The following is a 25197-nucleotide window of genomic DNA, read 5'->3' as shown; positions in this document are numbered from 1 at the left end:
CCTGAGCGCCATCATGCAAACCCAGCTCGTCGAACTGGACCTGAGCGACTGGAACGCGGCCACGCCCAACGAGGCGTGGATCGCGGCGCTGGAAGCCGGCAAGGTGCTGTACTTTCCGCGCCTGGGCTTCGAGTTGCTGCCCGAAGAGCGCAGCCTGCTCACGCCCAGCCTGTTGTCGCCCGACGTGCGCAACATCAGCCTGGATGCCAACGGCAAGCTCAAGGGTGCTGTGGGCGACGAGGCGGTGCAGCGCACTGCGGCGGCGATGGTGGGGCGGTTTCGCGCGCAGGCGCAGCAGCTGATTCACGGTCTGCTGCCGCACTACACGCCGGCCCTGCGGCTCGCGCCCACGAGCTATCGGCCGGCGCAGGTCGAGACGCGCGTTCAGTCGTGGCGTGCGGACGACCGTCGATTGCACGTCGATTCGTTCCCGTCGCGTCCCAATTACGGCGAGCGCATCCTGCGCGTGTTTACCAATGTCAATCCTGAGGGCGCGCCGCGCGTCTGGCGCGTGGGCGAGCCTTTCGAGGACATCGCCAAGCGCTTCCTGCCGCGTGCCAAGCCCTATGTGCGCTGGCAGGCCAAGCTGCTGCAGGCACTGCACGTGACCAAGTCGTTCCGCAGCGAATACGACCACCTGATGCTGCAACTGCACGACGGCATGAAGTCGGACATGGCGTACCAGGAAACTTCGCCGCAGGAGAAGGCCGAATTCCCGCCGGGCTCGGTGTGGGTGTGCTTTTCCGACCAGACCTCGCACGCCGTGATGGCGGGCCAGTACATGCTCGAACAGACCCTTCATTTGGCCGCTTCGAAGCAATACAATCCCGACTCGAGCCCGCTCGCCATCCTGAGCCGGCTGACCGGACGCAACCTCGTCTGATCTGTCCCCCCAATCGACCGCCGAACGGCATCGTTCGGCGGTTTCGCTTTATGGAGAACCAAACATGGCCACCATTCCAATCACCAAGCGCGGTGCCGAAAAACTGCGCGCCGAGTTGCACCAGTTGAAGACCGTGGACCGCCCCTGGGTCATCAACGCGATCTCCGAAGCCCGCGCGCAGGGCGATCTGAGCGAAAACGCCGAGTACGAAGTCGCCAAGGACCGCCAGGGCTTCATCGAAGGCCGCATCCAGGAGGTCGAGGGCAAGCTCTCGGCCGCGCAGATCATCGATCCGTCCGAGCTCGATGCCGGCGGCAAGATCGTGTTCGGCTCGACGGTCGAGCTCGAAGAAGAAGAGTCCGGCGAAGCCGTCAAGTACCAGATCGTGGGAGAGGACGAGGCCGACCTGAAGCTGGGCCTCATCAACATCTCCAGCCCGATCGCCCGCGCGCTGATCGGCAAGGAAGAGGGCGACACCGCCGAAGTGCAGGCCCCGGGTGGCCTGAAGCGCTACGAGATCGTGGCCGTTCGCTACCTTTGATCGCCCAACCGATTGATCCGTCGATGAAAGACCGCCTGGCCCTGCTGCTTGCCGCCTTCTGGTGGGGCAGCCTCACGACGATCGGCTTCCTGGTGGTGCCGATGTTGTTCGCCAAGCTCGGCAACCCGGCTGTCGCGGGCAATTTCGCCGGCCAGCTGTTCGAGGCGCAGAGCTGGGTCGCCATCGGCTGCGGCCTGATCCTGCTGATTCACTTCCGGAGCAAGGCCGACGAACGCATGGACGCGGCCACGATGACGTCCATCGGCATCGTCCTCGGCGCACTGCTGCTGGCGCTGCTCCAGCAGTACGCCGTGGCGCCGCGCATCCTGGCGCGGGAGAACCTCAAGCTGTGGCACACCATCGGCAGCGGCATGTATGTCGTGCAATGGGTGTGCACCCTGGCGCTGCTCTGGCGCATGGGCGCCCGGCCCGGCCGCTGATAAAGCGGCGGCGATGGCGGCTTTCGCCGCCATCCGCTCACTCTTTCCAGAACTTCGCGACCCAGTTCGCAGGCCGGATGTAGCGGAAGGCGCGGTTGCGCCGTCCCGCCAGCGCATCGGGCGGATTGCACTCGCCATGAAAAATCATGATGCGTGCGCCCTCGGGAACGAAAGGCTCTTCCCAGTAATTGGCCGGCCAGGTCGGGATGCCGTGGTACTTGAAGCTCGGGCACCAGGCCTCGGGCCAATAGGACAGCTTGCCCTGCTTGTGCAGGAAGTCCGACAGGTAGGCCTGCTCGTTGCGGTGTTCGGCCTGCACCTTGTCCATGTTGGCGCGGAAGTACGCCAGCACGTCGGCATGGGCACCGAGTTCGAAGCGGTAGACCGATGAATTCCCGGTGATCCGCTCGCGCCGCCAGGGACGGGCGTAGTCGTGAATGATCAGGAATTCGCCGGGCTGCTCGAAGAAGGCGTCCAGATTCCCCACGACGACCACGTCGACGTCCAGGAAGAGGGCGGTGCCGCGCAGGCCGTGCAGGTCCTGCTCGAAGGTCGTGAGCTTCTTCCAGGCGCCGTCGCGCTGGCCGGGGGCCAGTTGCAGGTTCAGCGGCGGGATCGGCAGGCACGTCACTTCGGGGCGGATGCCGGTGCCGTCGTCCGTCAGGCAGACGAACTTGAAGTCGCCGCTCAAGTTGCGGCGCACCATTGCGTAGAGGCGGTTGACGTATTCGGGGCCGTATTTCGTGCCCCACTTCATGCAGAGGATATGGCGCTGGGCGCCGTGCGCTGCCACCCAGCTCAATCCGACTGGTTGCGCTTCTTGGCCGACAGCGGCCGCTTGGCCTTGGCGCGCTTGATGGTTCCGCCGGGGGTGAGGCGCTGGTTGCCGAGCACGCGCAGGGTCTTGATCTCGGGGCGCTGGCCGCCGCGCTTGCTGTACTTCAGGACCTTGACGTCGCGCGGGCCGGGCATGCGGTCTTCATCGACCACTTTTTCCTTTTCGGGGATCGGCCGCCAGAGCACCAGCAGCTTGCCGATGTGCTGGATCGGGGCGGCGCCAAGCTCGTCGGCGAGTTCGTGCAGCATGGCGTCGCGGGCGAGGCGGTCATCGGAGAAGACGCGGACCTTGATCAGGCCATGGGCCTTGAGCGCCGCGTCGGCTTCCTTTTTCACGGCAGGGGTAAGCCCGTCTCCACCGACCATGACGATCGGATCCAGGTGGTGAGCTTCGGCGCGGTGCACTTTGCGCTCGGCAGGGGTAAGTTGAATGGCGGGCATCCCCGTATTATCGAGGGTAGAAAGCACCTCCTGAGCCGCCGGGCCGTTCCCAAGGCGAATACCGCAGTGCGGAGCACGGAGGTTCCTAATGAACACCAAAGCAAAAAGCAAAAAAGTCAACAAAGCCTGGCTTCACGATCACATCAATGATCCGTACGTGAAATTGGCCACGCGAGAGGGGTATCGCGCACGCGCCGCCTACAAGCTCAAGGAGATCGACGAGTCGCTCGGGCTGGTCAAACCGGGCCAGCTGGTGGTCGATCTGGGCTCCACGCCCGGGGCCTGGAGCCAGTACCTGCGGCGGCGCATGTCGCCCGAGGGCGCCGCGGTCGGCACGCTGAACGGCACCATCATCGCGCTCGACATGCTGGCCATGGAGCCCATCGAGGGGGTCACTTTTCTCCAGGGGGACTTCCGCGAGGCGGAATTGCTGGAGCAGGTCCTGGGCGTGCTGGCAGGCCGCAAGGCCGACCTGGTGGTCTCGGACATGGCACCCAACATTTCGGGCATCCATTCGGCCGACGGTGCGCGCATTGCGCACCTGATCGAGCTTGCGGTCGACTTCGCCCAGCACCACCTGAAGCCCGAAGGCGCGCTGGTGGCCAAGCTTTTCCATGGAGGCGGCTACGACGAATCGGTCAAGCTGTTCAAGGCCAGCTTCCGCACCGTCAAGCCAGTCAAGCCCAAGGCTTCGCGCGATAAATCGGCAGAGACCTTCCTCGTGGGGATGGGATTGAAAGCTGCGGATACGCCTTGATACCTTGCCGCCACGGGGCGTCAGGGGGCGCAAACCCTTGTCAGGCTATGGCTGCTTTAGGGAAATGCCCGTTTTTCGCAGCTTGAAAAGCCTAAAATGGGGCGCAATTGCGTACCCATAGCGCGTTTTTTCATATCCTCGTCACGCGCTTTCGACTGGAGCTTCGTTTGAACAATCAGTGGTTTTCCAAAGTTGCCGTATGGCTCGTCATTGCCATGGTGTTGTTCACTGTGTTCAAGCAGTTCGACACCCGCGGTGGCGTCGGCTCTGGAGCAGTCAGCTACTCCGAGTTTCTGGACCAGGTCCGGGGCAACCAGATCAAGAGCGCCGTCATCCCTGAAGGTGCCGGCGGCGGAGAAATCGTCGCCGTCACCAACGACGACCGCAAGATCCGCACGACCGCCACGGTCCTGGACCGCGGCCTCGTGGGCGACCTGATCGACCACAACGTCAAGTTCGACGTCAAGCCGCGCGAAGAGGGCTCGCTCCTCATGACGCTCCTGGTGAGCTGGGGTCCGATGCTGCTGCTGATCGGCGTCTGGATCTACTTCATGCGACAGATGCAGGGCGGCGGCAAGGGCGGGGCGTTCAGCTTCGGCAAGAGCAAGGCCCGCATGATGGACGAGAACAACAACACGGTCACCTTCGCCGACGTCGCAGGCTGCGACGAGGCCAAGGAAGAAGTCCGCGAAGTCGTCGACTTCCTCAAGGACCCACAACGCTTCCAGAAACTGGGTGGCCGCATCCCTCGCGGTTTGCTGCTGGTCGGCCCTCCCGGCACCGGCAAGACCTTGCTCGCCAAGTCGATTGCCGGCGAAGCCAAGGTCCCTTTCTTCTCGATCTCCGGCTCCGATTTCGTTGAAATGTTCGTCGGCGTGGGCGCTGCCCGTGTTCGCGACATGTTCGAAAACGCCAAGAAGAACGCCCCCTGCATCATCTTCATCGACGAAATCGATGCGGTGGGTCGCCAGCGTGGCGCCGGTCTCGGCGGCGGCAACGACGAGCGCGAGCAAACCTTGAACCAGATGCTGGTCGAGATGGACGGCTTCGAAACCAACCTCGGCGTGATCGTCGTGGCTGCCACCAACCGCCCCGACATTCTTGATGCTGCGCTGCTGCGCCCCGGTCGTTTCGACCGCCAGGTGTACGTCACGCTGCCCGACATCCGCGGCCGCGAACAGATCCTCGGCGTGCACATGCGCAAGGTCCCCCTGGGCCAGGACGTGAACCCGAGCGTCATCGCCCGCGGCACGCCCGGCATGTCCGGCGCCGACCTGGCCAACCTCTGCAATGAAGCCGCTCTCATGGCCGCACGCCGCAATGCGCGCGTCGTCGAAATGCAGGACTTCGAGAAGGCCAAGGACAAGATCTTCATGGGCCCCGAGCGCAAGAGCATGGTCATGCCCGAGGAAGAGCGCCGCAACACGGCCTACCACGAGTCCGGCCACGCCCTCATCGGCAAGCTGCTGCCCAAGTGCGACCCGGTCCACAAGGTCACGATCATTCCGCGCGGCCGCGCCCTCGGCGTGACCATGAGCCTGCCGGCGCAGGACCGCTACAGCTACGACCGCGAATACATGCTCAACCAGATCAGCATGCTGTTCGGTGGCCGCATCGCCGAGGAAGTGTTCATGCACCAGATGACCACCGGCGCCAGCAACGACTTCGAACGTGCGACCTCCATCGCCCGCGACATGGTCACCCGCTACGGCATGACCGATGCGCTGGGCCCGATGGTCTATGCCGAGAATGAGGGCGAAGTGTTCCTCGGCCGCTCGGTCACCAAGACCACGAACATGAGCGAGCAGACCATGGAAAAGGTCGACGGCGAAGTGCGCCGCATCATCGATGAGCAATACGCCCTGGCGCGCAACCTGATCGAAGCGAACAGCGACAAGATGCACGCGATGGCCAAGGCGCTGCTCGAATGGGAAACCATCGACTCCGAGCAGCTCGACGACATCATGGCCGGCCGCGCGCCGCGTCCGCCCAAGGACTGGACGCCGCGCACCCCTCCTTCGGGCAGCGGTGGCAGTGGCGGCACGCCGGCCGTCAATACCGACCCGGCGCCGACCGCCGCTTGAGGTGGGCTTGAAATCAAGCGACAACGGGGCCTCTGGCCCCGTTTTTCATGGTGCGCCGAATGGCGCGGTCTGGCAGACCTCGCGCTTCAAAATCGACCTCGCACAGCCGCGCGTGATGGGCATCGTCAACGTCACGCCCGATTCCTTCTCCGATGGCGGCGCACATGCGTCGACCGGAACTGCGCTGCAGCACTGCGAGCAGTTGCTCAAGGAGGGCGCCGACATCCTGGACATCGGGGGCGAATCCACCCGCCCGGGCAGCCCCCCCGTGCCGCTCGACGCCGAACTGGCGCGCGTGCTGCCGGTGGTACGCGAGGCCGTGAAGCTGAACGTGCCGCTCTCCATCGACACCTACAAGCCCGAGGTCATGCGCGCCGTGCTCGACCTGGGGGCGGACATCGTCAACGACATCTGGGCGCTGCGCCAGCCCGGCGCGCGCGAGGCCGTCGCGGCGCATCCGTCGTGCGGCATCTGCCTGATGCACATGCACCGCGATCCCCAGACCATGCAGGCCGTGCCCATGCAGGGCGACGTGATTCCCGAGGTGATGGCGTTCTGGGCCGAACAGGTGGCACACCTGCACGCTCTGCAGATCGATCCCTCGCGCATCACGCTGGACCCGGGCGTCGGCTTCGGCAAGACCGTGGCGCAGAATTTCGCGCTGCTGGGTCGGCAGCGCGAGCTGCTCGGCGCCGGCTATCCGCTGCTGCTGGGCTGGTCGCGCAAGTCGTCGATCGGCGCAGTCACCGGCATCCAGGCCGCGGGCGAGCGCGTCGTGCCGAGCGTCGCGGCCGCAGTGCTGGCCGTGGACCGCGGCGCCGCCGTGGTGCGCGTGCACGACGTGCGCGACACGGTGGCGGCCCTGGCCGTGTGGCGCGCGATGAAGGCGACAGAACAACAACCACAACAAAGAAAAGAGCAAACCCCATGACCCGCAAGTACTTCGGCACCGACGGCATCCGCGGCACGGTTGGCCAGTCGCCCATCACGCCCGACTTCGTGCTGCGCCTCGCGCACGCCGTGGGCCGCGTGCTCAAGAAGAGCCAGGCGCGCCCCACGGTGCTGATCGGCAAGGACACCCGCATCTCCGGCTACATGCTCGAATCGGCGCTCGAGTCGGGCTTCAATTCGGCGGGTGTCGACGTGGTGCTGCTCGGCCCGCTGCCCACGCCCGGCGTCGCGTACCTCACGCGGGCGCAGCGCGCCAGCCTCGGCGTGGTGATCAGCGCGAGCCACAACGCCTTTCCCGACAACGGCATCAAGTTCTTCAGCGCGCAGGGCACCAAGCTGGACGACGCCTGGGAGCTGGCGGTCGAGGCGGCGCTCGAAGAGGCGCCGGTGTGGGCGGCCTCCGCCGACATCGGCAAGGCGCGGCGCCTGAACGACGCGCCCGGCCGCTACATCGAGTTCTGCAAGAGCACCTTCGCCAACGACCTGACGCTGCGCGACATGAAGCTCGTGGTCGATGCGGCGCACGGCGCGGCCTACCAGGTGGCGCCCAACGTGTTCCACGAGCTGGGCGCGGAAGTGACCAGCATCGGCTGCGCACCCGACGGACTCAACATCAACAAGGGCTTCGGCGCGACCCATCCCGAGGCGCTGGTCGCCGCGGTGACGGCGCAGAAGGCCGACTACGGCATCGCGCTCGACGGCGATGCCGACCGCCTGCAGCTGGTCGATGCCAGCGGGCGTCTCTTCAATGGCGACGAGCTGCTGTACCTGATGGTGGCCGAGCGCATCGCACGCGGCGAGAAGCCGGTGGGCGTGGTCGGCACGCTCATGACCAACAAGGCGGTGGAGGTCGCGCTGCGCGGGCAGGGCATCGAGTTCGTGCGCGCCAAGGTCGGCGACCGCTACGTGCTCGAAGAACTCGACAAGCGCGGCTGGATCCTGGGCGGCGAGGGTTCGGGCCACCTGCTCGCGCTCGACCGGCACACCACGGGCGACGGCATCGTGAGCGCACTGCAGGTGCTGCAGGCGTGCGTGCGCAGCGGCAAGACGGTGGCGCAGCTGCTCGAAGGCGTCACGCTCTTCCCGCAGACGCTGATCAACGTGCGCCTCTCGCCCGGTCAGGACTGGAAGGACAACAAGGCGCTGGCCAGCGAAACGCAGCGCATCGAGGCCGAGCTGGGCGACGGCGGCCGCGTGCTGATCCGCGCGAGCGGCACCGAGCCGTTGGTTCGCGTGATGGTCGAGGCGCGCGACGCGGCGCAGTCCCAGTCGTGCGCAAAGCGCCTCGCGGCCACGCTGGAGCCAGCGCAATGAGCATCGAGACCTTGATTGCCGATTACCGCGATGCCGCGCAGGCCGCGGCGGTCGTCGACCTGCTCGACACCTACGCGCGCGATCCGGCCGGTGGCGGCACGCCGCTCGACGCCGCCGTGCGCGAAGGCTTGCCTGCTGCACTGGCGGCGCGTCCGCAGGCCTTCAGCGTGCTGGCCTTCGATGGCGACACGCCCGTGGGTCTGATCAATTGCATCGAAGGCTTCTCGACCTTCGCCTGCAAGCCGCTGGTCAATGTGCACGACGTGGTCGTGCTGCCCAGCCACCGCGGCCAGCGCGTCGCGCAGAAGATGTTCGCTCGGGTCGAAGAAGAGGCGCGCAAGCGGGGCGCCTGCAAGCTCACGCTCGAAGTGCTCTCGGGCAATGCGCCTGCGTTGCGCTCCTACGAGCGTGAGGGATTCATCGGCTACCAACTCGACCCGGCCTTCGGCCAAGCGGTCTTCCTGCAGAGGAAGCTCTGAAAAAGAAAAGGGCCGAGGCGAATTGATCGCCGTCGGCCCTCACCCCAACCCTCTCCCCGAGGGGAGAGGAGCAAGACAACGAATCAGAAGCGCGTGACGGGCGCCTCGGCTTCGGTCTTGTTGGGCGCGTACTTGCCCAGCTCCCACTTCGCGATCGCATTGCGGTGCACTTCGTCCGGGCCGTCCGCAAAGCGCAGCGTGCGCGCGCCGGCATAGGCGTAGGCAAGCGGGAAGTCGTCGCACATGCCGCCGCCGCCGTGGACCTGCATGGCCCAGTCGATGACCTGGCAAGCCATGCTGGGCGCGACCACCTTGATCATCGCGATCTCGTTCTTGGCGACCTTGTTGCCGGCCACGTCCATCAGCCAGGCGGCCTTGAGCGTGAGGAGGCGCGCCATGTCGATCTTGCAGCGCGCTTCGGCGATGCGTTCCTGCGTCACGGTCTGCGAGGCGACGGTCTTGCCGAAGGCGACGCGCGAGGAGGCGCGCTTGCACATCAGTTCGAGCGCGCGCTCGGCCAGGCCGATCAGGCGCATGCAGTGGTGGATGCGTCCCGGGCCAAGGCGGCCTTGCGCGATTTCGAAGCCGCGGCCTTCGCCGAGCAGGATGTTGTCGACAGGCACGCGCACGTTCTCGAAATACATCTCGACGTGGCCGTGCGGCGCGTCGTCGTAGCCCATCACGTTGAGCGGTCGCACGATGCGGATGCCCTTGGCATCGGCTGGCACGATCACCATGCTCTGCTGCGAGTGGCGCGGTGCGTCCGGATCGCTCTTGCCCATGGTGATGAAGACGGCGCAGCGCGGATCGGCAGCACCCGAAATCCACCATTTGTGGCCATTGATCACGTACTCGTCGCCCTGGCGTTCGATGCGGGTCGAGATGTTGGTGGCGTCACTCGATGCCACGTCGGGCTCGGTCATCGCGAAGGCCGAGCGGATCTGGCCTTCGAGCAGCGGCTTGAGCCAGCGCGCCTTGATGGCGTCCGAGCCATAGCGGGCGATGGTTTCCATGTTGCCGGTGTCCGGCGCGGAGCAGTTGAAGGCTTCCGATGCCCATGGCACGTGGCCCATGATTTCGGCCAGCGGCGCGTATTCCTGGTTGGTGAGGCCCGCGCCGTCGTAGCCCGAGGCGGCGGCGCTGTCCACCGGCAGGAACAGGTTCCACAGGCCCTGGGCCTTGGCCTTTTCCTTGACCTTCTCGACGGTCTTCAGCGCGGTCCAGCGCTTGCCGGCGGCCGTGTTGGCGGCCAGCTCGGCGGAATACTCGGCTTCGGCCGGGTAGATGTGCGCGTCCATGAAGTCGCTGACGCGCTTTTGCAGTTCCTTGGTCTTGGCCGAATATTCGAAATCCATGCTGTCTCCTGGTGGGGGTGATTGGGCGGAGGGGGAGGGCCTGGTTATGCCTTTTGGGCAAACTGCCAGGCCATCTCGGCCATCGGTCTCGCGCCGCGCGCTGACGCCACGGCTTGCTCGCTCGATGCAGTACCGGCCTCGACCCGCTTCGCAATGCCCTGCAGGATTGCAGCCATGCGGAACAGGTTGTAGGCCTGATAGAAATTCCAGTCGGGTGCCAACGCCTCGGGCGTGCTGATGCGCGTGCGCTCGCAATAGCGGCGGATGTACTCGCTCTCGGTGGGAATGCCCAGCGCCGCGACATCCACGCCGCCGATGCCGCGGCCGGTGGTGGGGGGCATGTGCCAGGACATGCAGTGATAGCTGAAGTCCGCCAGCGGATGGCCCAGCGTGGAGAGCTCCCAGTCGAGCACCGCGACGATCCGCGGCTCGGTGGCATGGAACATCACGTTGTCCAGGCGGTAGTCGCCATGGACGATCGAGACCTTGCTCTCGTCGCGCGCGCTTGCCGGCATGTGGGCGGGGAGCCAGTCGATCAGGCGCTCCATGGCCTCGATCGGCTGCGACAGTTCGCCCGCGCCATCGGTCGAGGCCTTGTACTGCTTGCTCCAGCGGCCGATCTGGCGCTCGAAGTAGTTGCCGGGCTTGCCGTAGTCGGCCAGGCCTCGGGCGGCGAAGTCGACCGTGTGCAGCGCAGCGATGACGCGGTTCATCTCGTCGTAATAGGCCGCGCGCTCGGCGTTGCTGAAACCGGGGAGCGACTGATCCCAGAGCACGCGGCCCTGCATGAACTCCATCACGTAGAAGGCGCGGCCGATGACGGATTCGTCCTCGCACAGGCAATGCATGCGCGGCACCGGCACGTCGGTGCCCTGCAGGCCGCTCATGACCTTGAATTCGCGCTCCACCGCATGGGCCGAGGGCAGCAGCTTGGCAACCGGCCCGGGCTTGGCGCGCATCACGTAGCTTTGCGTGGGCGTGACGAGCTTGTAGGTCGGGTTCGACTGGCCGCCCTTGAACATCTCGGCCGTCAGCGGCCCCTTGAAGCCCTCGAGGTTCTTCTCGAGCCAGGCGGCGAGCACCTCGATGTCGAAGGCGTGCTGCTGCGACACCGCGCGGGTGCCGACGAAGTTGGAGAAGTCCTGGCTCATGTCAGATATCCGCTTCCGAGACGCGCATGAGTGCAGCGCGATCCAGAACCACAAGGCCGCCCGGCTCGATCCGGATGGTGCCCTCGCGTTCCATGGTCTTGAGTTCCTGGTTGACCCGCTGGCGCGACGCGCCCAGCAGTTGCGCCAGTTCTTCCTGCGCCAGTTGCAGGCCGATGCGCATCTGGCTGCCGTCGTCCAAGTTGGGCACGCCGTAGCTGCGCACCAGGTGAATCAGCTGCTTGGCCAGGCGTGCGCGCAAGGGCAGGGTGTTGAGGTCTTCCACCAGCCCGAACAGCGTGCGGATGCGGCGCGCCTGCAGCCGCATCAGCGCTTCGTACAGTTCCACGTGCGAGGTGAGGATCTTCTGGAAGTCGGCCCGCGCCACGCAAAGAATGGTGCTGTCCCCATGCGCATACGCGTCGTGCGTGCGCCGGTCCCCGTCGAACATCGCCACGTCGCCGAACCAGATGCCCGGCTCCACGTACGTCAGCGTCACCTGCTTGCCCGAGACGGCCGTCGAGCTGACCCGCACCGCGCCCTTGGCGCAGGCAATCCAGTGTTCGGGTGGATCGCCGCGTGCGGCGATCAGGTCGCCGTCCTTGTAGCGTTTGACGAAAGCGCATCGGAGGATGTCGTGCCGTAGCGATGGAGATAGGGAAGAAAACCAGCGACCACTGTTGATCGCTTCACGTTCTTCGATGGTAAGAATGGGGTCGTCCATTGGTCTGTCCTCTCGGCGACTGAAAAGCTGGGGGGTGTCACGGGAGCGACGCCAGAAGGCGCTACTCGTACTGCGGCGGTTTCTTCTCCAGGAACGCGGCGATGCCGATGCCCGCGTTCGCATGGTGCAGGTTGCGAACGAAGTGATCGCGCTCCTGCGACAGCTGCGCGGCCAGCGTGGCGCCGCGTGCTTCGCTCAGCAGTTCCTTGATGCTGGCCAGCGAGTTGGGCGCGCGGGCGTTGAGCTTCTTCGCCAGCGCCAGGGCACCCGCGAGCGCCTGTCCGTTCTCGGTGAGCTCGTTCACGAGGCCGGCCGCATGCAGGCGCGGCGCGGCGATGCGCTCGCCGTTCATGAGCCATTCGCTGGCCAGCTGCCGCGGCAGCTGCTGCCCCAGGTGCCAGCTGAGGCCCCCGTCGGGCGACAGCGCCACGTTGCTGTACGAGGCCGCGAACACCGCGTCGCGCGCCGCCACCACGAAGTCGCAGGCCAGGGCGAGCGAGAAGCCCGCGCCGGCCGCGGCGCCTTCGACGGCCGCGATGATCGGCTTTGGAAAGGTGCGGATCGAATCGATCCAGTTGTGCAGGCCCTCGATGCTCTCGGCCTGCACCGAGCGGTCGAGCTCGCGGTTGGCCAGAAGGCGCTGCAGCGAGCCGCCGGCGCAGAACCACGCGCCTTCGCCCACGATGACGACGCTGCGGATCTCCGCGCTGCTCTCGGCGCCGTTGAGCGCCTCGATGCCCGCGGCGTAGATCTCGGGGCCCAGCGCGTTGCGCTGGGTGGGGTTGGCGATCGTCAGCACCATGGTGCTGCCTTCGCTCGTGCTCTTGAGTTCGGCGGTCATCGCTGTGTCGCGTTTCCAGTCGGTTGTTGTTTATTTATTCTTCTTCGTGCAAGAGGCTCAGGCCCAGCGCGCCGCGGCGGCGCAGCCACGGGCTCGGGCGATAGCGCGGGTCGCCGTAGACGGTCTGCAGGTTGAACAGCACTTCGAGCATGTTGGTCGGGCCATAGAGATTGCCCATGGCCAGCGGGCCGCGCGGATAGCCCAGGCCCAGTTGCACCGCGGTTTCCAGGTCGGCCGGCGAGCACACGCGCTGCTGGCACATGTCGGTGGCGATGTTGACGATGGTGCCGATCACGCGCTGCGTGACGAAGCCGCCGCTGTCGCGGATCACGCTCACGGCCTTGCCGTCGCGCGCGAAGAGGGCGTGCGCGGCATCGCGGATGTCGCGACGGGTGGCCGGATTGGTCGCGAGCACGCGACGCTTGGTGGCAGCGTCGTCGATCAGCATGTCGATGCCGACGGTGCGCGTGGCGTCCAGGCGCTCCACAGCCGCAACCGTGGTCACGTCGAAGCCCAGCGGGGCCACGAGGATCAGCGAGTGCGGTGCGGCGGTGGCGCCGCTGTCGATCTGCGCGCCCAGCGTGTTGATCAGGCGCAGCAGCTCGGCACGGCGCGCGGCGCGCGGCGATACCCAGACCGAGGGCGTGCCATCGACCACGGGTGCAGGGGCCTCTGGCGTCTGCTGCATCACGCCGTCGGTGTAGCGGTAGAAGCCTTCGTTGGTCTTGCGGCCGAGCGCGCCGGCGGCCAGGCGCTGCGCGGTGATCACGCTCGGGCGAAAGCGCGGCTCCTCGAAGTACTGGTGGTAGATCGATTCCATCACCGGGTGCGACACGTCGAGCGCCGTGAGGTCCAGCAGCTCGAATGGGCCGAGGCGAAAGCCCGCCTGGTCCTTCAGGATACGGTCGATGGTCACGAAATCGGTCACGCCTTCGCCGACGATGCGCAGCGCTTCGGTGCCGTAGCCGCGGCCCGCGTGGTTGACGATGAAGCCGGGCGTGTCCTGCGCCTGCACCGCGCTGTGGCCCATCTGCACCGCGTAGCCGGCCAGCTGCTTGCAGACCTCGGGCGCGGTCTTGAAGCCCGCCACCACCTCGACCACCTTCATCAGCGGCACGGGGTTGAAGAAGTGAAAACCCGCGAAGCGCTCCGGATGCGAGAGCCCGGCCGCGATGGCCGTGACCGAGAGCGACGAGGTGTTGGTGACCAGCGTGGCCGTCGGGGCCACCACGGTCTCGATCTCGCGGAAGAGCTTGCGCTTGACTTCGAGGTCTTCGATCACGGCCTCGATGACGAGGTCGCAGCCGGCCAGCGCCTGGATCGAGTCGATGGCCTGCACGCGCGCGATCTGCGCATCGCGGGCCGCGGCGTCGAGCTTGCCTTTTTCGTGCAGCTTGTTCCATTGGGCGATGAGGGCTTCGCGTCCGCGTTCGGCAGCACCTGCAAAGCTGTCCAGAAGCAGCACCTCGCTGCCGGCCTGTGCGGCGATCTGTGCGATCCCGCGACCCATGGCGCCGGCGCCGATGAGCCCGATCCTTTTGTAATTCACTGTCATTTGATGAAGATTTTCGCTGGTTGAGTGATATCCGGACCTGCCGCGCAGGTGGGGGCGCAAGAGCGCCCGCAAGCTCCGATTCTGCAATCCCGCGCGGGCGATGCGTCCCGGGTCTTACGCGGGGCCGCGGTTTTCAGGCCGCGCGACGGCTGCGGTCGATGGCCACGCTGAGGGCAATGGCCATCAGCAGCAGCGCAAGGCCGACCCGGCTCATCCAGGGCGCCGCGTCGTTGGCCAGCAGCCAGCCGCCGAGCCCAGCGCCGACGGCCTGGCCGATATAGATGCCCGAGCTGTTGAGTGCCACGGAGCCCGGTGCGAGCGCGGGTGCCAGCCCCACCAGCCGCGCCTGCTGCGCCGAGTTGGTGGCGAAGCAGCCCAGGCCCCAGGGCACGATCACCACCGCGAGCCAGGCGAGCGTGCTCGCGAACGGCCACAGCAGCAGGCTCAGCGCGATCAGCGAACTCGTCAGCAGCACCATGCGGCCCGCGCCGATGCGGTCGATGTAGCGGCTGACCACCATGTTGCCGACCAGCCCGAAGGCACCGAACAGCGCCCACATCAGGCTCAGCGTGTTGGCGTCCGCGCCGAAGCTCTGCTTGAGGACGGGCCCGAAATAGCTGAACAGCACGAACTGCCCCGAGCCCTGCAGCGCCGTGACCGACACGATGCCCATCAGCACCGGGCTGCGCAGCACGCGCGACCACGCGGCGGCCGTGAGCGCGGCGGGGCGGATGCCGGTGGGCAGCGTGAGCCAGATCGAGGCGGCACTCACGACGCTGAGCATCGCGATGGCCATGAAGGCCATGCGCCAGCCCAGGTGGCCGCCGATCAGCGCGCCGATCGGCAGGCCCAGCACCGAAGCCATCGACCAGCCGAGAAAGACGAAGGTGACGGCGCGCCCGCGGTGTTCCGGCGGCACCAGCAGGCCAGCGCAGGCCGCCGCCTGCGGCGTGAAGATCGCAGGCCCGATCACCGTGAGCATGCGCACGGGCAGCAGGGCGCCGAAGCTCGGCATGAGCGCGCAGAGGGCGTGTCCGGCGGCGTACCAGAGGAGCGTGAGGGCCAGGAGTTGGCGACGGTCCCAGCCCGCGACCAGGGCGGCCAGGAGCGGTGCGCCGAGGCACATCACGACCGCGGCGGCAGTGATCAACTGGCCCGCCGTCGCAGCGGTGACAGAAAGCGAGGCACTGATCTCGTTGAGCGTGCCGGGCACCACCATCACGCCGGTGCCGATCACGAAATTGCCGGCCAGCAGCGCCCAGAGCGCGCCTTGGGGCGCAGGCCGGGTCACTGAGCGACCTCTGCCTTCGGCTGCGGTATCCGCCTTGGGGCGGCCCGGCGGCTCATGAACTCACCGGCGGACCTGCAGCGCGCCGGGATTCACGATGTTGGTGGGGTTGCCCTTGATGAAGCTCACGACGTTGTCGAAAGCCTGCCCGAAATAGCTTTCGTAGCTGTCCTGCTCCACGTAGCCGATATGCGGCGTGCAGATGCAGTTCTCCAGGCGCAGGAGCGCGTGGCCCTGCAGCGGTGGTTCGCTCTCGAACACGTCGATGGCCGCGAGGCCCGGGCGTCCGCGATTGAGCGCGGCGAGCAGGGCATCGGATTCGACCAGTTCGGCGCGCGAGGTGTTGACGAAGAGCGCCGTCGGCTTCATGCGCGAGAGGTCTTCGAGCGTGACGAGCCCGCTGGTTTCCTCGTTGAGCCGCAGGTGCACCGACAGCACATCGGCCGCGGCGAAGAACTCGTGGCGGTTCTGCGCAACCTGGAAGCCGTCGGAGCGCGCCTTGGCGCAGCTCGCCTCGCGGCCCCAGATCACCACCTGCATGCCGAAGGCCTGCCCGTAGCGCGCGACCAGCTGGCCGATGCGGCCATAGCCCCAGATGCAGAGCGTCTTGCCCTTGAGCACCGAGCCCAGCCCGAAATTGGGCGGCATCGAAGCCGACTTGAGGCCCGATTGCTGCCAGGCGCCGTGCTTGAGATTGCTGATGTACTGCGGCAACCTGCGCATGGCGGCCATGATCAGCGCCCACGTGAGTTCGGCGGGGGCTTGCGGGGAGCCGCTGCCCTCGGCCACTGCGACACCGCGCTCGGTGCAGGCATTGACGTCGATGTGGCCGCCGACCCGGCCGGTCTGGGAAATCAGCTTGAGCTTGGGCAGCTTTTCGATCAGTTGCCGCGAGATCTGGGAGCGCTCGCGGATCAGCACGATCACATCGGCGTCCTTGAGGCGCACCGACAGTTGCCCGATGCCCTTGACCGTGTTGGTGTAGACCTTGGCCGCGTACGCGTCCAGCTTGGCGGCGCAGCGCAGCTTGCGCACGGCGTCCTGGTAATCGTCGAGGATCACAATGTTCATGGCGTGCCATTGTGCCTCGCAGCATTGGGATGTCGTGCCAGTGAACGTTTGGATACCCACCCCGGAGCGCTTCTGGAGCGGTTCTTCGGGGGAAATGTCTCAGTGCAGGCGGGTGGAGCGGGGCGCCGAGCCCATGGTTTCCGCCGCCTCGAGCGCGGCCAGCCGGTCGAGCTCCGCGCAGACATCGGCCATGCGGCCCGAGATCACCATACGGCTGGTGCCGCGGTGCTGGCCCTTTTCATCGACGACGCGAACCACGCGCAGCGGGCGTGCAACCGCTGCGGCGGTTGCGGTCGGGGCAGGCGCGGTGCGCGTGGTGCAGGCGGGGCGCACGGCCACATAGCGCAGTCCGGCTGCAGTGTCGCCGCTGTCCCGGTGACGGGTTCGGCGGGCGGGCATCAAGCGGCTTGCGAGCGATTGCAGCGGCATCCAGAAATCAGTGATGGCGAGGAGGGCGATTCCCATGTGAACTCCAAAAAAGTCTGAGGTTGAACACAGGCAGGATTTCTTGAATCGGCCGCGACAGGGTGATGGCGACTTTGCGCCATACGCCCGCCACCTGTTGCGGCCGGATGGGGTGCTGCTGCAAGCAGGCCGCGAGGCCTACATCAGCATGGTGTTGCGGATGAGGCCGACCGCGAGGCCTTCGATTTCGAAGGGCTCGCCGGGCTGCACGATGATGGTCGGATAGTCGGGGTTCTCGGCGTGCAGCTCGATCACCTGCTTGTTGCGCTTCAGGCGCTTGACGGTGACTTCGTCGCCCAGGCGCGCGACCACGATCTGGCCGTTGCGCGCTTCCTTGGTGGCTTGCACGGCGAGCAGGTCGCCGTCCATGATGCCGGCGTCGCGCATCGACATGCCGCGTACCTTGAGCAGGTAGTCGGGCTGGCGCTGGAAGAGCGTGTTCTCGACGTAGTAGGTCTGGTCGACGTGCTCTTGCGCCAGGATGGGCGAGCCCGCCGCGACGCGGCCGATGAGCGGCAGCGCCAGCTGCGCCATGCCGGGCAGCGAGAGCGAGAACTGGCCGCCTTCGCGATGGCGCGTTTCATTGAGCGAACGCAGCGCATCGCCCTTGAGGCGGATGCCGCGGGAGGTGCCGCTGACGAGCTCGATCACGCCCTTGCGTGCCAGCGCCTGCAGGTGCTCTTCGGCGGCGTTGGCCGACTTGAACCCCAGCTCGTTGGCGATTTCGGCGCGGGTGGGCGGCGCACCAGTGCGCGCGATGGCGCTCTGGATCAAGTCGAGGATCTGCTGCTGGCGGGCGGTAAGCTTCACGGCGAACTGCATATGTGGTTCCTTGCGGCACTGGCTAGATATCCAGTACCTGTATTTTTAACCAGTTTTTGGAAGTTGACAAGTCATGGCCAATTCCCATTTGCCTGAAGTGCGTCGCGTGGTGGTTTTGGGCACTGGCGGGACCATCGCTGGAAAGGCATCCAGCAGCGGCGACAACATCGGCTACACCGCCGGGCAGGTGGATGTGGCGGACCTGCTGGGCGGCATCGAGGCGCCCGGGGGCATCGAGTTGATTGCGGAGCAGGTGGCACAGGTCGACAGCAAGGACATGGCGTTCGACATCTGGCAGAAGCTCGCGCAGCGTTGCGAGCATTGGCTGGCGCGACCCGATGTGGCCGGGGTGGTGATCACCCATGGCACCGACACGCTCGAAGAGACCGCATTCTTTCTTCACTCGGTGCTGGCACCGGCGAAACCCGTGGTGCTGACGTGTGCGATGCGCCCGGCCACGGCGCTTTCGCCGGACGGACCGCAGAACGTGCGTGACGCCATCGCGGTCGCGGCAACGGCGGATGCGCAGGGCGTGACGGCGGTGTGTGCCGGCACGATTCACGGCGGGTTGGATGTGCAGAAGGTGCACACCTACCGGCTCGATGCCTTCGCATCCGGCGATGCGGGGCCGATCGGCTATGTGGAAGAGGGCGCGGTGCGACGTCTGAGGGCGTGGCCGGCCGCGCCGTCATCGCAATCGTCGAAGGCGCTGAGTGCGCCAGGGCCCTGGCCCCGGGTGGAGATCGTCATGAGTCACGCCGGCGCGAGCGGCGCAATCATCGATGCGCTTCTTCGGGAAGGCGCAGAGGAGCCTGTCCGCGGGCTGGTCCTGGCCACCACCGGCAACGGCACCGTGCACCACGCGCTGGAAGTCGCTGCGCTCAAGGCGCAGGACGCCGGCATTGCCGTGCTGCGTGCCACGCGTTGCAGCAGCGGACGCATCCTGCCGAAGCCCGATGACCCACTGCGGGACGCAGGCGCGCTCACGCCGGTGAAGGCGCGCATCGCGCTGATGCTGGAACTGCTGGGGAAATAGCCGCCCTGTCGAAGGGCAGCGGGGGTCAGCTGCTCAATGCCGCCAGGGCACGTTGCGTGATCTCGTCGACCGTGCCGACGCCCTTGATGGCGCGGTACTTCGGCGCGGCGGCCGGATCGGCCTTGGCCCAGGCCGAGTAGTAGTCGACCAGCGGACGCGTCTGCTGGCTGTACACGTCCAGCCGCTTGCCCACGGTTTCTTCCTTGTCGTCTTCGCGCTGGATCAGGTCCTCGCCGGTCACGTCGTCCTTGCCTTCGATCTTGGGCGGGTTGAACTTGACGTGGTAGGTACGGCCCGACGCCGGGTGCGAGCGGCGGCCGCTCATGCGTTCGATGATGTCGCCGAAGGGCACGTCGATCTCGAGCACGTAGTCGAGCTTGACGCCCGCGGCCTTCATGGCATCGGCCTGCGGAATGGTGCGCGGGAAACCGTCGAACAGAAAACCGCCGGCGCAGTCGGGCTGGGCGATGCGCTCTTTCACGAGGTTGATGATCAGGTCGTCGCTCACCAGAGCGCCCGCGTCCATGACGGCCTTGGCCTGCAGTCCGAGCGGCGTGCCGGCCTTGACGGCGGCACGCAGCATGTCGCCGGTCGAGATTTGGGGGATGCCGTATTTCTGGCAGATGAAGGCCGCTTGCGTGCCTTTGCCCGCCCCGGGCGCGCCCAGCAAAATTAGTCTCATGGTGTCCTCGGACGGTTCTTAGATTTTGTGTCACGCCAAGCGTCGGCCCGAGGGCTGGGCAAGGCGGATTTCACGTCGAGGATAGCATGCGTCCCCGTAGGGAATTCCCTCCGTGGCGCACGTTCTTAGAGGGGCGGCCGGGCGGCGAAGACCGCGCGCACGCGCGCCAGATCTTCGGGGGTGTCGATGCCCGGGCCGGGCGCAACGTGGCTCACGTGCACCGCGATGCGATGCCCATGCCACAGGGCGCGCAATTGTTCGAGCGCTTCGGTGGCTTCGACGGGGGCCGCTGGCAGCGACGGAAATTTGCGCACGAAGCCCGCGCGGTAGCCGTAGATGCCGATGTGGCGCAGCGGCGCAGGGCTCGGCAACACCGTCGGCGCAACACCGCCGGCCGAGCCATCGCGCCACCAGGGGATCGGCGCGCGGCTGAAGTAGAGCGCGTTGCCCTCCGCGTCGAGCACCGCCTTCACCACGTTCGGGTTCATGAAATCGCTCACCGAGTCGATCGCGTGGGCCGCGGTGCTCATCGCCGCCTCGGGGTGAAGGGCCAGCGCGGCGGCCACGGCATCAATCAGTTCGGGGTCGATCAGCGGTTCGTCGCCCTGTACGTTGACGACGATCTCGTCGCCGTCGAGGCCCAGTTGCTCGCACGCTTCGGCCAGCCGGTCGGTGCCGCTCGGATGGTCCTGGCGGGTGAGGATGGCTTCGACGCCGTGCGCCTTGCAGGCCGAAACGATGGATGCATCGTCCCCGGCCACGACAACGCGCGTTGCGCCCGATTCGCCGGCCCGCTGCGCCACGCGCACGACCATCGGAAGTCCCGCGATATCGGCCAGGGGTTTGTTGGGCAGCCGCGTGGAGGCCAGGCGTGCCGGCACCAGGACGGTGAAGCGCACGGGCCCGGTCACAGACCCAGCTCTTCGTCGGACAGCGTGCGCGCCTCGTTCTCCAGCAGCACCGGGATGCCGTCGCGCACCGGGTAAGCCAGGCGGGCGCTGCGGGAGCACAACTCCTGCTTCTCGGCGTTCCAGGTCAGGGGGCCCTTGGTCACGGGGCAGACGAGCAGTTCAAGCAGCTTGGTATCCATCGGGCGATGATAGCTTTGCGTCGAGCGCGGCGAAGAATTCCGGAGCGGGCACGAAGTGCAGCGGCACGGCCAGCGCATCGGGCGCCTTGCGCCACAGCTTGACCGCATCTTTCTCGGTGCAGAGCAGGGTGTATTCGCTGCCGGACGGTCGCTGCCATGCGTCGAAATCATGATGGTCGGGCAATGCGATGGTCTCGGTGAGCGTGAGTCCCCGCGCGCGCAGCATCTCGAAGAATCCCTCGGGCCGTGCGATGGCCGCCAGCGCGATCAGCGGCTTGCCCGCGAGGGTCTCCAGAGGAACACGCCTTCCGTCGCTCCCCACCGCATCCTGCGCAAGGCTACGGGTGGCGGTATAGCCACCGGCAAAGGCGGGCCGCTCGCCGCTGTGGAGCACCAGGTCGCAACGGCGCGGCCAGGGCTCGCGCAACAGGCCGGCGGGCAGCAGCCAGCCATTGCCGATGCCGCGGTCGTCGAACACGCAGATCTCGATGTCGCGGGCCAGTGCCAAGTGTTGCAGGCCGTCGTCGCTCACGATCGCCTGCGTGGCCGGATGCCGCTCCAGCAGGGCGCGCGCGGCCTCGATGCGTCGTCGCGCGACGAAAACCGGGGCGCCCGTGGCATGGCGAATCAGCGCCGGCTCGTCACCGACATCCCGAGGATCGCTGCCGTCGAGCACCTCGCGGCAATCGTCGGTGCGTCGGCCATAGCCGCGCGACACCACGCCGACCTGGAGTCCCCGGGCCTGCAGATGCCGGACGATGGCCATCACGACAGGCGTCTTGCCCGCGCCGCCCGCAATCACGTTGCCGACGACGATCACGGGAACAGGCACGCGCTCGGTCCGCAGCCACCCGAGGCGATGGAACCAGCCACGCAGCGCGAAGAGCGCGCCGTAGAGCAGCGAGAGCGGCCACAGCAGGCAGGCCAGCAGGCCGCGATGCAGCCAGGCGTCCTGCAGCCGCGAGGCGGATGCGCCCGTGCTGCTGCGGCCCTTGGCTGGCACTCAGTGCCCGGCTTGCGCCGTCGACTGGGCGGCGAATGTGATCTGCATCAGGCCGGCGCGGCGCGCGGCTTCCATCACCGTGACGACGGCCTGGTGCGGGCTGCTCGCGTCGGCGCTGATGATCACCACGCTGTCCTTGCCGCCCGTGGCCGCAGCGCCGAGTGCAGCGGCCACGGTGTTCACGTTGCGGTCCGCCACCGGGGCCTTGTTGACCGTGTAGCGGCCGTCGGCAGAGACCGTCACGATCACTTCCTTCGGATAGTCGCGCTGCGCGTCCACGTCCGCCGTCGGCAGCCGCAGCTGCATCTCGGTGAACTTGCTGTACGTGGTCGACAGCATCAGGAAGATCAGGACGACCAGCAGCACGTCGATGAACGGGATCAGGTTGATCTCCGGCTCGTCGCGCGCGCCGTGGCGAAACTGCATGCGCGCTCGGCTCATTTGCGCAGCGCGTTCAGGTGGCGGGCGAACCGTTCACCCGAGAGTTCGAGGTTCAGCAGGTATTCGTCCACGCGGCTGCGGAAGTAGCGCCAGAAGATCAGCGTCGGAATCGCCACGATCAGCCCGAACGCCGTGTTGTACAGCGCGATCGAAATGCCGTGCGCCAGCTGCGCCGGGTTGCCCGAGCCGACAGCGCCGCTTCCGGGCGACTGCGAGCCGAAGATCTCGATCATGCCGATCACCGTGCCCAGGAGACCCAGCAGCGGCGCGGCCGAAGCGATGGTGGCCAGTGCCGGCAGGTAGCGCTCCAGCTTGTGCGCGATGGTGCGGCCCGAGGCCTCCATGGCGGCGCGAAGGTCGTCCTCGGTGCAGCGCGGGTTGGCGTTGAGCGCCCGCAGGCCCGCGGCCAGCACCTGGCCGAGCATCGAGTTGCGTTCGAGTTTGGTCACGATGTCCGGTCCGGGAACGGACCCGCGCGAGACGGTGATGGTTTCGTCGAGCAATTTCGGCGGCAATACTTTCACGGTCTTCAGACTCGTGAAACGTTCTATAACCAGCGCGAGCGCAATAACCGAACAAGCGAGCAGCGGCCAGATAGGCCAACCCGCAGCAACAATGATGGAAAACAAGAAAATCCTCCGGCCCGTAGACTGCAAATGCGCGGCGATTATCCACCGAGCCCACCATCGGTATGTGGCTTGTTTGCGTGTCGGCAAGGACGCACAGATTCTGTGGATAACTTTGTGATTAACCTGCTTCGCAACACGTCCGAACCCGCACGGGCGGGCCTTTCCGCTAGATCGATTGAATTTTGAGCAGTACTTTTTTGAATGAAATCAACCACTTGCACGAGAAACCGTGCGCCTGCCCCGCATGGGGGGCCTTGGGCAGGGGACGCCGGGCCTGTTGTGGAAGAGTGGCTTTCGGCCGCTCGCATGCTTTGTGAACTTGCGTGAAACGAATTCCGCGCCCGGGCCGCGCATCTGGGCTGTCGGCGCGCTGTGCCGGGCGGTGGCCGACACGCTGGACGCGCGCTTCAATCCGGTGGCCGTGCGCGGCGAGATTTCTGGTTTTTCACGCGCGTCGAGTGGACATTGTTACTTCTCGCTCAAGGACGAGTCCGGCCAGCTGCGCTGCGCCATGTTCCGCCGCGCCGCCGGACTGCTCGATTTCTCGCCGCGCGACGGCGACCAGGTGGAGGTCCGCGGCCGGCTTGCGGTCTACGAGCCGCGCGGCGACCTGCAACTGGTCGTCGAAAGCCTCAGGCGTGCCGGCCAGGGCGCGCTGTTCGAACAGTTCCTGCAACGCAAGGCGCGCCTCGAAGCCGAAGGGCTGTTCGATCCGGCGCGCAAGCGTGCGCTGCCCACCATGCCGCGCGCGGTGGGTGTCGTCACCTCCCTGGGGGCTGCGGCGCTGCACGACGTTGTCACCGCGCTGCGGCGGCGCGTGCCGCACATCCCCGTGGTCTTGGCGCCGGCGGCCGTGCAAGGCGCCAATGCGCCGGCCGAACTGGTGCGAGCGCTGCAATCGCTTTACGCGATGGAGCCGGCTGTCGATGTGATCCTGCTGGTGCGTGGTGGTGGGTCGATCGAAGACCTGTGGGCCTTCAACGACGAAACCCTGGCGCGGACCATCGTGCAGAGCCCGGTCCCGGTGGTGAGCGGTGTCGGGCACGAAACCGACTTCACCATCGCCGACTTCTGCGCCGACCTGCGTGCACCCACGCCCACGGCGGCCGCCGAGCTCGTCAGCGCGCCGCGCGACCTGTGGCTCGGGGCGCTCGACCTGCTCGACGAGCGGCTCGGCGATGCGCTGGGCGCGCGCCTGGACGTGTTGGGACAGCGGCTGGATCAAGCGGCGGGCCGTCTCGGCCGGCCATCGAACCTGGTGGCACGCCAGCAGCTTCGCCTGGCGCACCATGCGCAGCGCCTGCACTTTGCGGTGCTGGCGAGACGGGAGCGCCTGGCGCAGGTGCCGCGGTCGATTGCAGCCGATCTTCCGGCGAAGTTCGATCGCGCACTCGTACAGCGGCGCGAACGCCTGGAGCGCGTGGCGATGCGCCTGCGGCTGCTCGACCCGGCGCTCGTCCTGCAGCGCGGCTACGCCTGGCTCACCGGCGCGGATGGCCGAGCCATCGTCAGCGCGAAGAACCTGAATGCAGGCGACGCGGTGGTCGCGCGGCTCGCGGACGGCGAGGTCGACATGACCGTGACGCCCGGCGGCGCGACGGGAACGCGTCCGACGCCGCCTCGATGATTACTTCCTAGAATCCTCCATTCCCCACAACCAACCCACGAGAAAAAACCATGGAACATGTGCTCCCACCCCTGCCATACGCACTCGACGCGCTGGCACCCGAGTATTCGAAGGAAACCCTCGAGTACCACTACGGCAAGCATCACAACGCCTACGTCGTGAACCTCAACAACCTGCAAAAGGGCACCGAGTTCGAAGCCCTCACGCTGGAAGAAATCATCAAGAAAGCCAGCGGCGGCATCTACAACAACGCCGCCCAGATCTGGAACCACACCTTCTTCTGGAACTGCATGAAGCCCCAGGGCGGCGGTGCACCGACCGGCGCGCTGGCCAAGGCCATCGATGCCAAGTGGGGCAGCTACGACGCCTTCAAGGAAGCCTTCGTGAAGTCGGCTGTCGGCAACTTCGGTTCGGGCTGGACGTGGCTCGTGAAGAAGGCCGATGGCTCGGTGGACATCGTGAACACCGGCGCGGCCGGCACGCCGCTGACGACCGCAGACACCGCACTGCTGACCGTCGACGTCTGGGAACACGCCTACTACATCGACTACCGCAACCTGCGCCCGAAGTTCGTCGAGACCTTCCTGGCCAAGCTGGTGAACTGGGACTTCGTCGCGAAGAACTTCGGCTGAAGCCATTTCCCGCATGAAAAAAGCCGACCCTCGGGTCGGCTTTTTTGTGGGCTACAGCCAG

General features: G+C 66.7%; 28 protein-coding genes. 11 read left to right on the top strand and 17 right to left on the bottom strand.

The window, feature by feature from the left end; all coding sequences use genetic code 11:
• Window positions 1-13 precede the first annotated feature (13 nt).
• The 3 genes from BM133_RS08845 (at window position 14) to BM133_RS08835 (ending at window position 1864) form a co-directional block, all read left to right on the top strand.
• On the top strand, window positions 14-883 hold the full coding sequence (locus BM133_RS08845; RefSeq protein ID WP_093433078.1) for a Kdo hydroxylase KdoO: 870 nt from the start codon (window positions 14-16) through the stop codon (window positions 881-883).
• Between the two features lie 64 nt (window positions 884-947).
• Complete coding sequence (gene greA, locus BM133_RS08840; protein WP_093433077.1) at window positions 948-1424, top strand: transcription elongation factor GreA; 477 nt, start codon at window positions 948-950, stop codon at window positions 1422-1424.
• Window positions 1425-1447: 23 nt separating this feature from the next.
• Complete coding sequence (locus BM133_RS08835) at window positions 1448-1864, top strand: DUF4149 domain-containing protein (RefSeq protein ID WP_093433075.1); 417 nt, start codon at window positions 1448-1450, stop codon at window positions 1862-1864.
• 37 nt (window positions 1865-1901) lie between these two features.
• On the opposite strand, the gene BM133_RS08830 is transcribed toward BM133_RS08835, so the two are convergent.
• Both BM133_RS08830 and BM133_RS08825 read right to left on the bottom strand, forming a co-directional pair.
• On the bottom strand, window positions 1902-2621 hold the full coding sequence (locus tag BM133_RS08830) for a glycosyltransferase (protein ID WP_093433073.1): 720 nt from the start codon (window positions 2619-2621) through the stop codon (window positions 1902-1904).
• Window positions 2622-2662: 41 nt separating this feature from the next.
• On the bottom strand, window positions 2663-3142 hold the full coding sequence (locus tag BM133_RS08825) for a YhbY family RNA-binding protein (protein WP_093433071.1): 480 nt from the start codon (window positions 3140-3142) through the stop codon (window positions 2663-2665).
• 88 nt (window positions 3143-3230) lie between these two features.
• Here BM133_RS08825 and BM133_RS08820 point away from each other — a divergent pair, with 88 nt between their 5' ends.
• From BM133_RS08820 to BM133_RS08800, 5 genes are all read left to right on the top strand, one after another.
• Window positions 3231-3899, top strand: a complete 669-nt coding sequence (locus BM133_RS08820; RefSeq protein ID WP_093433069.1) for an RlmE family RNA methyltransferase — start codon at window positions 3231-3233, stop codon at window positions 3897-3899.
• A 167-nt stretch (window positions 3900-4066) separates the two neighbouring features.
• Window positions 4067-5983 carry an ATP-dependent zinc metalloprotease FtsH gene (ftsH, locus tag BM133_RS08815; RefSeq protein ID WP_093433067.1) on the top strand — a complete coding sequence of 639 codons (1917 nt, stop codon included), beginning with the start codon at window positions 4067-4069 and terminating at the stop codon, window positions 5981-5983.
• A gap of 115 nt (window positions 5984-6098) precedes the next feature.
• Complete coding sequence (gene folP, locus BM133_RS08810; protein ID WP_256219099.1) at window positions 6099-6914, top strand: dihydropteroate synthase; 816 nt, start codon at window positions 6099-6101, stop codon at window positions 6912-6914.
• A complete protein-coding gene (gene glmM, locus BM133_RS08805; protein WP_093433065.1) occupies window positions 6911-8248 on the top strand; it encodes a phosphoglucosamine mutase in 1338 nt (445 codons plus the stop codon). The genes folP and glmM overlap by 4 nt, the downstream gene beginning before the upstream one ends.
• A complete protein-coding gene (locus BM133_RS08800; RefSeq protein ID WP_093433063.1) occupies window positions 8245-8727 on the top strand; it encodes a GNAT family N-acetyltransferase in 483 nt (160 codons plus the stop codon). Before glmM ends, BM133_RS08800 begins: the two co-directional genes overlap by 4 nt.
• Window positions 8728-8810: 83 nt before the next feature.
• Here BM133_RS08800 and BM133_RS08795 read toward each other — a convergent pair whose 3' ends face one another.
• The 9 genes from BM133_RS08795 to lexA form a co-directional block, all read right to left on the bottom strand.
• A complete protein-coding gene (locus BM133_RS08795) occupies window positions 8811-10082 on the bottom strand; it encodes an acyl-CoA dehydrogenase family protein (RefSeq protein WP_093433061.1) in 1272 nt (423 codons plus the stop codon).
• A gap of 44 nt (window positions 10083-10126) precedes the next feature.
• Window positions 10127-11233, bottom strand: a complete 1107-nt coding sequence (locus BM133_RS08790; RefSeq protein WP_093433059.1) for a phosphotransferase — start codon at window positions 11231-11233, stop codon at window positions 10127-10129.
• Window position 11234: 1 nt separating this feature from the next.
• Window positions 11235-11954 (bottom strand): Crp/Fnr family transcriptional regulator, encoded by a 720-nt coding sequence (locus BM133_RS08785; protein WP_093433057.1) that lies wholly within the window; start codon window positions 11952-11954, stop codon window positions 11235-11237.
• Window positions 11955-12015: 61 nt separating this feature from the next.
• Entirely contained in the window at window positions 12016-12795 is a 780-nt protein-coding gene (locus BM133_RS08780; protein WP_093433055.1) for an oxepin-CoA hydrolase, alternative type, read from the bottom strand.
• Window positions 12796-12829: 34 nt separating this feature from the next.
• Window positions 12830-14350, bottom strand: a complete 1521-nt coding sequence (locus BM133_RS08775; protein WP_093433053.1) for a 3-hydroxyacyl-CoA dehydrogenase — start codon at window positions 14348-14350, stop codon at window positions 12830-12832.
• Between the two features lie 133 nt (window positions 14351-14483).
• Window positions 14484-15641 carry an MFS transporter gene (locus tag BM133_RS08770; protein ID WP_093433051.1) on the bottom strand — a complete coding sequence of 386 codons (1158 nt, stop codon included), beginning with the start codon at window positions 15639-15641 and terminating at the stop codon, window positions 14484-14486.
• Window positions 15642-15701: 60 nt separating this feature from the next.
• Window positions 15702-16709 carry a D-2-hydroxyacid dehydrogenase family protein gene (locus BM133_RS08765; RefSeq protein WP_093433050.1) on the bottom strand — a complete coding sequence of 336 codons (1008 nt, stop codon included), beginning with the start codon at window positions 16707-16709 and terminating at the stop codon, window positions 15702-15704.
• A 99-nt stretch (window positions 16710-16808) separates the two neighbouring features.
• Window positions 16809-17174 carry a hypothetical protein gene (locus tag BM133_RS08760; RefSeq protein WP_093433048.1) on the bottom strand — a complete coding sequence of 122 codons (366 nt, stop codon included), beginning with the start codon at window positions 17172-17174 and terminating at the stop codon, window positions 16809-16811.
• 138 nt (window positions 17175-17312) lie between these two features.
• A complete protein-coding gene (gene lexA, locus BM133_RS08755; protein WP_013541704.1) occupies window positions 17313-17996 on the bottom strand; it encodes a transcriptional repressor LexA in 684 nt (227 codons plus the stop codon).
• 73 nt (window positions 17997-18069) lie between these two features.
• Here lexA and BM133_RS08750 point away from each other — a divergent pair, with 73 nt between their 5' ends.
• Window positions 18070-19032: an asparaginase gene (locus tag BM133_RS08750; RefSeq protein ID WP_093433046.1), complete on the top strand. Its 963-nt coding sequence runs from the start codon at window positions 18070-18072 to the stop codon at window positions 19030-19032.
• Between the two features lie 25 nt (window positions 19033-19057).
• On the opposite strand, the gene adk is transcribed toward BM133_RS08750, so the two are convergent.
• From adk to BM133_RS08720, 6 genes are all read right to left on the bottom strand, one after another.
• Window positions 19058-19714, bottom strand: a complete 657-nt coding sequence (gene adk, locus BM133_RS08745) for an adenylate kinase (protein WP_093433045.1) — start codon at window positions 19712-19714, stop codon at window positions 19058-19060.
• A gap of 125 nt (window positions 19715-19839) precedes the next feature.
• Window positions 19840-20613 (bottom strand): 3-deoxy-manno-octulosonate cytidylyltransferase, encoded by a 774-nt coding sequence (gene kdsB / locus BM133_RS08740; protein WP_093435190.1) that lies wholly within the window; start codon window positions 20611-20613, stop codon window positions 19840-19842.
• Between the two features lie 8 nt (window positions 20614-20621).
• Window positions 20622-20804, bottom strand: a complete 183-nt coding sequence (locus BM133_RS08735; RefSeq protein ID WP_013541700.1) for a Trm112 family protein — start codon at window positions 20802-20804, stop codon at window positions 20622-20624.
• On the bottom strand, window positions 20785-21807 hold the full coding sequence (lpxK, locus tag BM133_RS08730) for a tetraacyldisaccharide 4'-kinase (RefSeq protein ID WP_093433043.1): 1023 nt from the start codon (window positions 21805-21807) through the stop codon (window positions 20785-20787). Before lpxK ends, BM133_RS08735 begins: the two co-directional genes overlap by 20 nt.
• Window positions 21808-22233, bottom strand: a complete 426-nt coding sequence (locus BM133_RS08725; RefSeq protein WP_371286331.1) for an ExbD/TolR family protein — start codon at window positions 22231-22233, stop codon at window positions 21808-21810.
• A gap of 11 nt (window positions 22234-22244) precedes the next feature.
• A complete protein-coding gene (locus BM133_RS08720) occupies window positions 22245-22877 on the bottom strand; it encodes a MotA/TolQ/ExbB proton channel family protein (protein WP_093433040.1) in 633 nt (210 codons plus the stop codon).
• A 313-nt stretch (window positions 22878-23190) separates the two neighbouring features.
• Between BM133_RS08720 and xseA the strand changes: the two genes are divergently transcribed.
• Together xseA and BM133_RS08710 are read left to right on the top strand one after the other, a co-directional pair.
• Window positions 23191-24504 carry an exodeoxyribonuclease VII large subunit gene (gene xseA / locus BM133_RS08715; protein WP_093433039.1) on the top strand — a complete coding sequence of 438 codons (1314 nt, stop codon included), beginning with the start codon at window positions 23191-23193 and terminating at the stop codon, window positions 24502-24504.
• A 50-nt stretch (window positions 24505-24554) separates the two neighbouring features.
• Window positions 24555-25136 (top strand): superoxide dismutase, encoded by a 582-nt coding sequence (locus BM133_RS08710; RefSeq protein WP_042578222.1) that lies wholly within the window; start codon window positions 24555-24557, stop codon window positions 25134-25136.
• Window positions 25137-25197 lie beyond the last annotated feature (61 nt).

Origin of the sequence: Variovorax sp. 770b2 (assembly GCF_900115685.1) — a bacterium.
Classification (GTDB): Bacteria; Pseudomonadota; Gammaproteobacteria; order Burkholderiales; family Burkholderiaceae_C; genus Variovorax.
Note: the sequence above shows the minus strand (reverse complement) of the source record. Positions and strands in the feature narration are given on the sequence as shown.

What these genes read in the sequence shown, in the direction of transcription:
- glmM (WP_093433065.1), top strand. Translation starts at nt 6,911, where the DNA reads ATGACCCGCAAGTACTTCGGCACCGACGGCATCCGCGGCACGGTTGGC.
- BM133_RS08785 (WP_093433057.1), bottom strand. Translation starts at nt 11,954, where the DNA reads ATGGACGACCCCATTCTTACCATCGAAGAACGTGAAGCGATCAACAGT.
- BM133_RS08780 (WP_093433055.1), bottom strand. Translation starts at nt 12,795, where the DNA reads ATGACCGCCGAACTCAAGAGCACGAGCGAAGGCAGCACCATGGTGCTG.
- BM133_RS08820 (WP_093433069.1), top strand. Translation starts at nt 3,231, where the DNA reads ATGAACACCAAAGCAAAAAGCAAAAAAGTCAACAAAGCCTGGCTTCAC.
- BM133_RS08830 (WP_093433073.1), bottom strand. Translation starts at nt 2,621, where the DNA reads ATGAAGTGGGGCACGAAATACGGCCCCGAATACGTCAACCGCCTCTAC.
- BM133_RS08825 (WP_093433071.1), bottom strand. Translation starts at nt 3,142, where the DNA reads ATGCCCGCCATTCAACTTACCCCTGCCGAGCGCAAAGTGCACCGCGCC.
- BM133_RS08775 (WP_093433053.1), bottom strand. Translation starts at nt 14,350, where the DNA reads ATGACAGTGAATTACAAAAGGATCGGGCTCATCGGCGCCGGCGCCATG.
- BM133_RS08750 (WP_093433046.1), top strand. Translation starts at nt 18,070, where the DNA reads ATGGCCAATTCCCATTTGCCTGAAGTGCGTCGCGTGGTGGTTTTGGGC.
- BM133_RS08845 (WP_093433078.1), top strand. Translation starts at nt 14, where the DNA reads ATGCAAACCCAGCTCGTCGAACTGGACCTGAGCGACTGGAACGCGGCC.
- BM133_RS08800 (WP_093433063.1), top strand. Translation starts at nt 8,245, where the DNA reads ATGAGCATCGAGACCTTGATTGCCGATTACCGCGATGCCGCGCAGGCC.
- BM133_RS08835 (WP_093433075.1), top strand. Translation starts at nt 1,448, where the DNA reads ATGAAAGACCGCCTGGCCCTGCTGCTTGCCGCCTTCTGGTGGGGCAGC.
- adk (WP_093433045.1), bottom strand. Translation starts at nt 19,714, where the DNA reads ATGAGACTAATTTTGCTGGGCGCGCCCGGGGCGGGCAAAGGCACGCAA.
- greA (WP_093433077.1), top strand. Translation starts at nt 948, where the DNA reads ATGGCCACCATTCCAATCACCAAGCGCGGTGCCGAAAAACTGCGCGCC.
- folP (WP_256219099.1), top strand. Translation starts at nt 6,099, where the DNA reads ATGGGCATCGTCAACGTCACGCCCGATTCCTTCTCCGATGGCGGCGCA.
- BM133_RS08765 (WP_093433050.1), bottom strand. Translation starts at nt 16,709, where the DNA reads ATGAACATTGTGATCCTCGACGATTACCAGGACGCCGTGCGCAAGCTG.
- BM133_RS08760 (WP_093433048.1), bottom strand. Translation starts at nt 17,174, where the DNA reads ATGGGAATCGCCCTCCTCGCCATCACTGATTTCTGGATGCCGCTGCAA.
- BM133_RS08735 (WP_013541700.1), bottom strand. Translation starts at nt 20,804, where the DNA reads ATGGATACCAAGCTGCTTGAACTGCTCGTCTGCCCCGTGACCAAGGGC.
- BM133_RS08790 (WP_093433059.1), bottom strand. Translation starts at nt 11,233, where the DNA reads ATGAGCCAGGACTTCTCCAACTTCGTCGGCACCCGCGCGGTGTCGCAG.
- BM133_RS08710 (WP_042578222.1), top strand. Translation starts at nt 24,555, where the DNA reads ATGGAACATGTGCTCCCACCCCTGCCATACGCACTCGACGCGCTGGCA.
- BM133_RS08725 (WP_371286331.1), bottom strand. Translation starts at nt 22,233, where the DNA reads ATGCAGTTTCGCCACGGCGCGCGCGACGAGCCGGAGATCAACCTGATC.
- lexA (WP_013541704.1), bottom strand. Translation starts at nt 17,996, where the DNA reads ATGCAGTTCGCCGTGAAGCTTACCGCCCGCCAGCAGCAGATCCTCGAC.
- BM133_RS08795 (WP_093433061.1), bottom strand. Translation starts at nt 10,082, where the DNA reads ATGGATTTCGAATATTCGGCCAAGACCAAGGAACTGCAAAAGCGCGTC.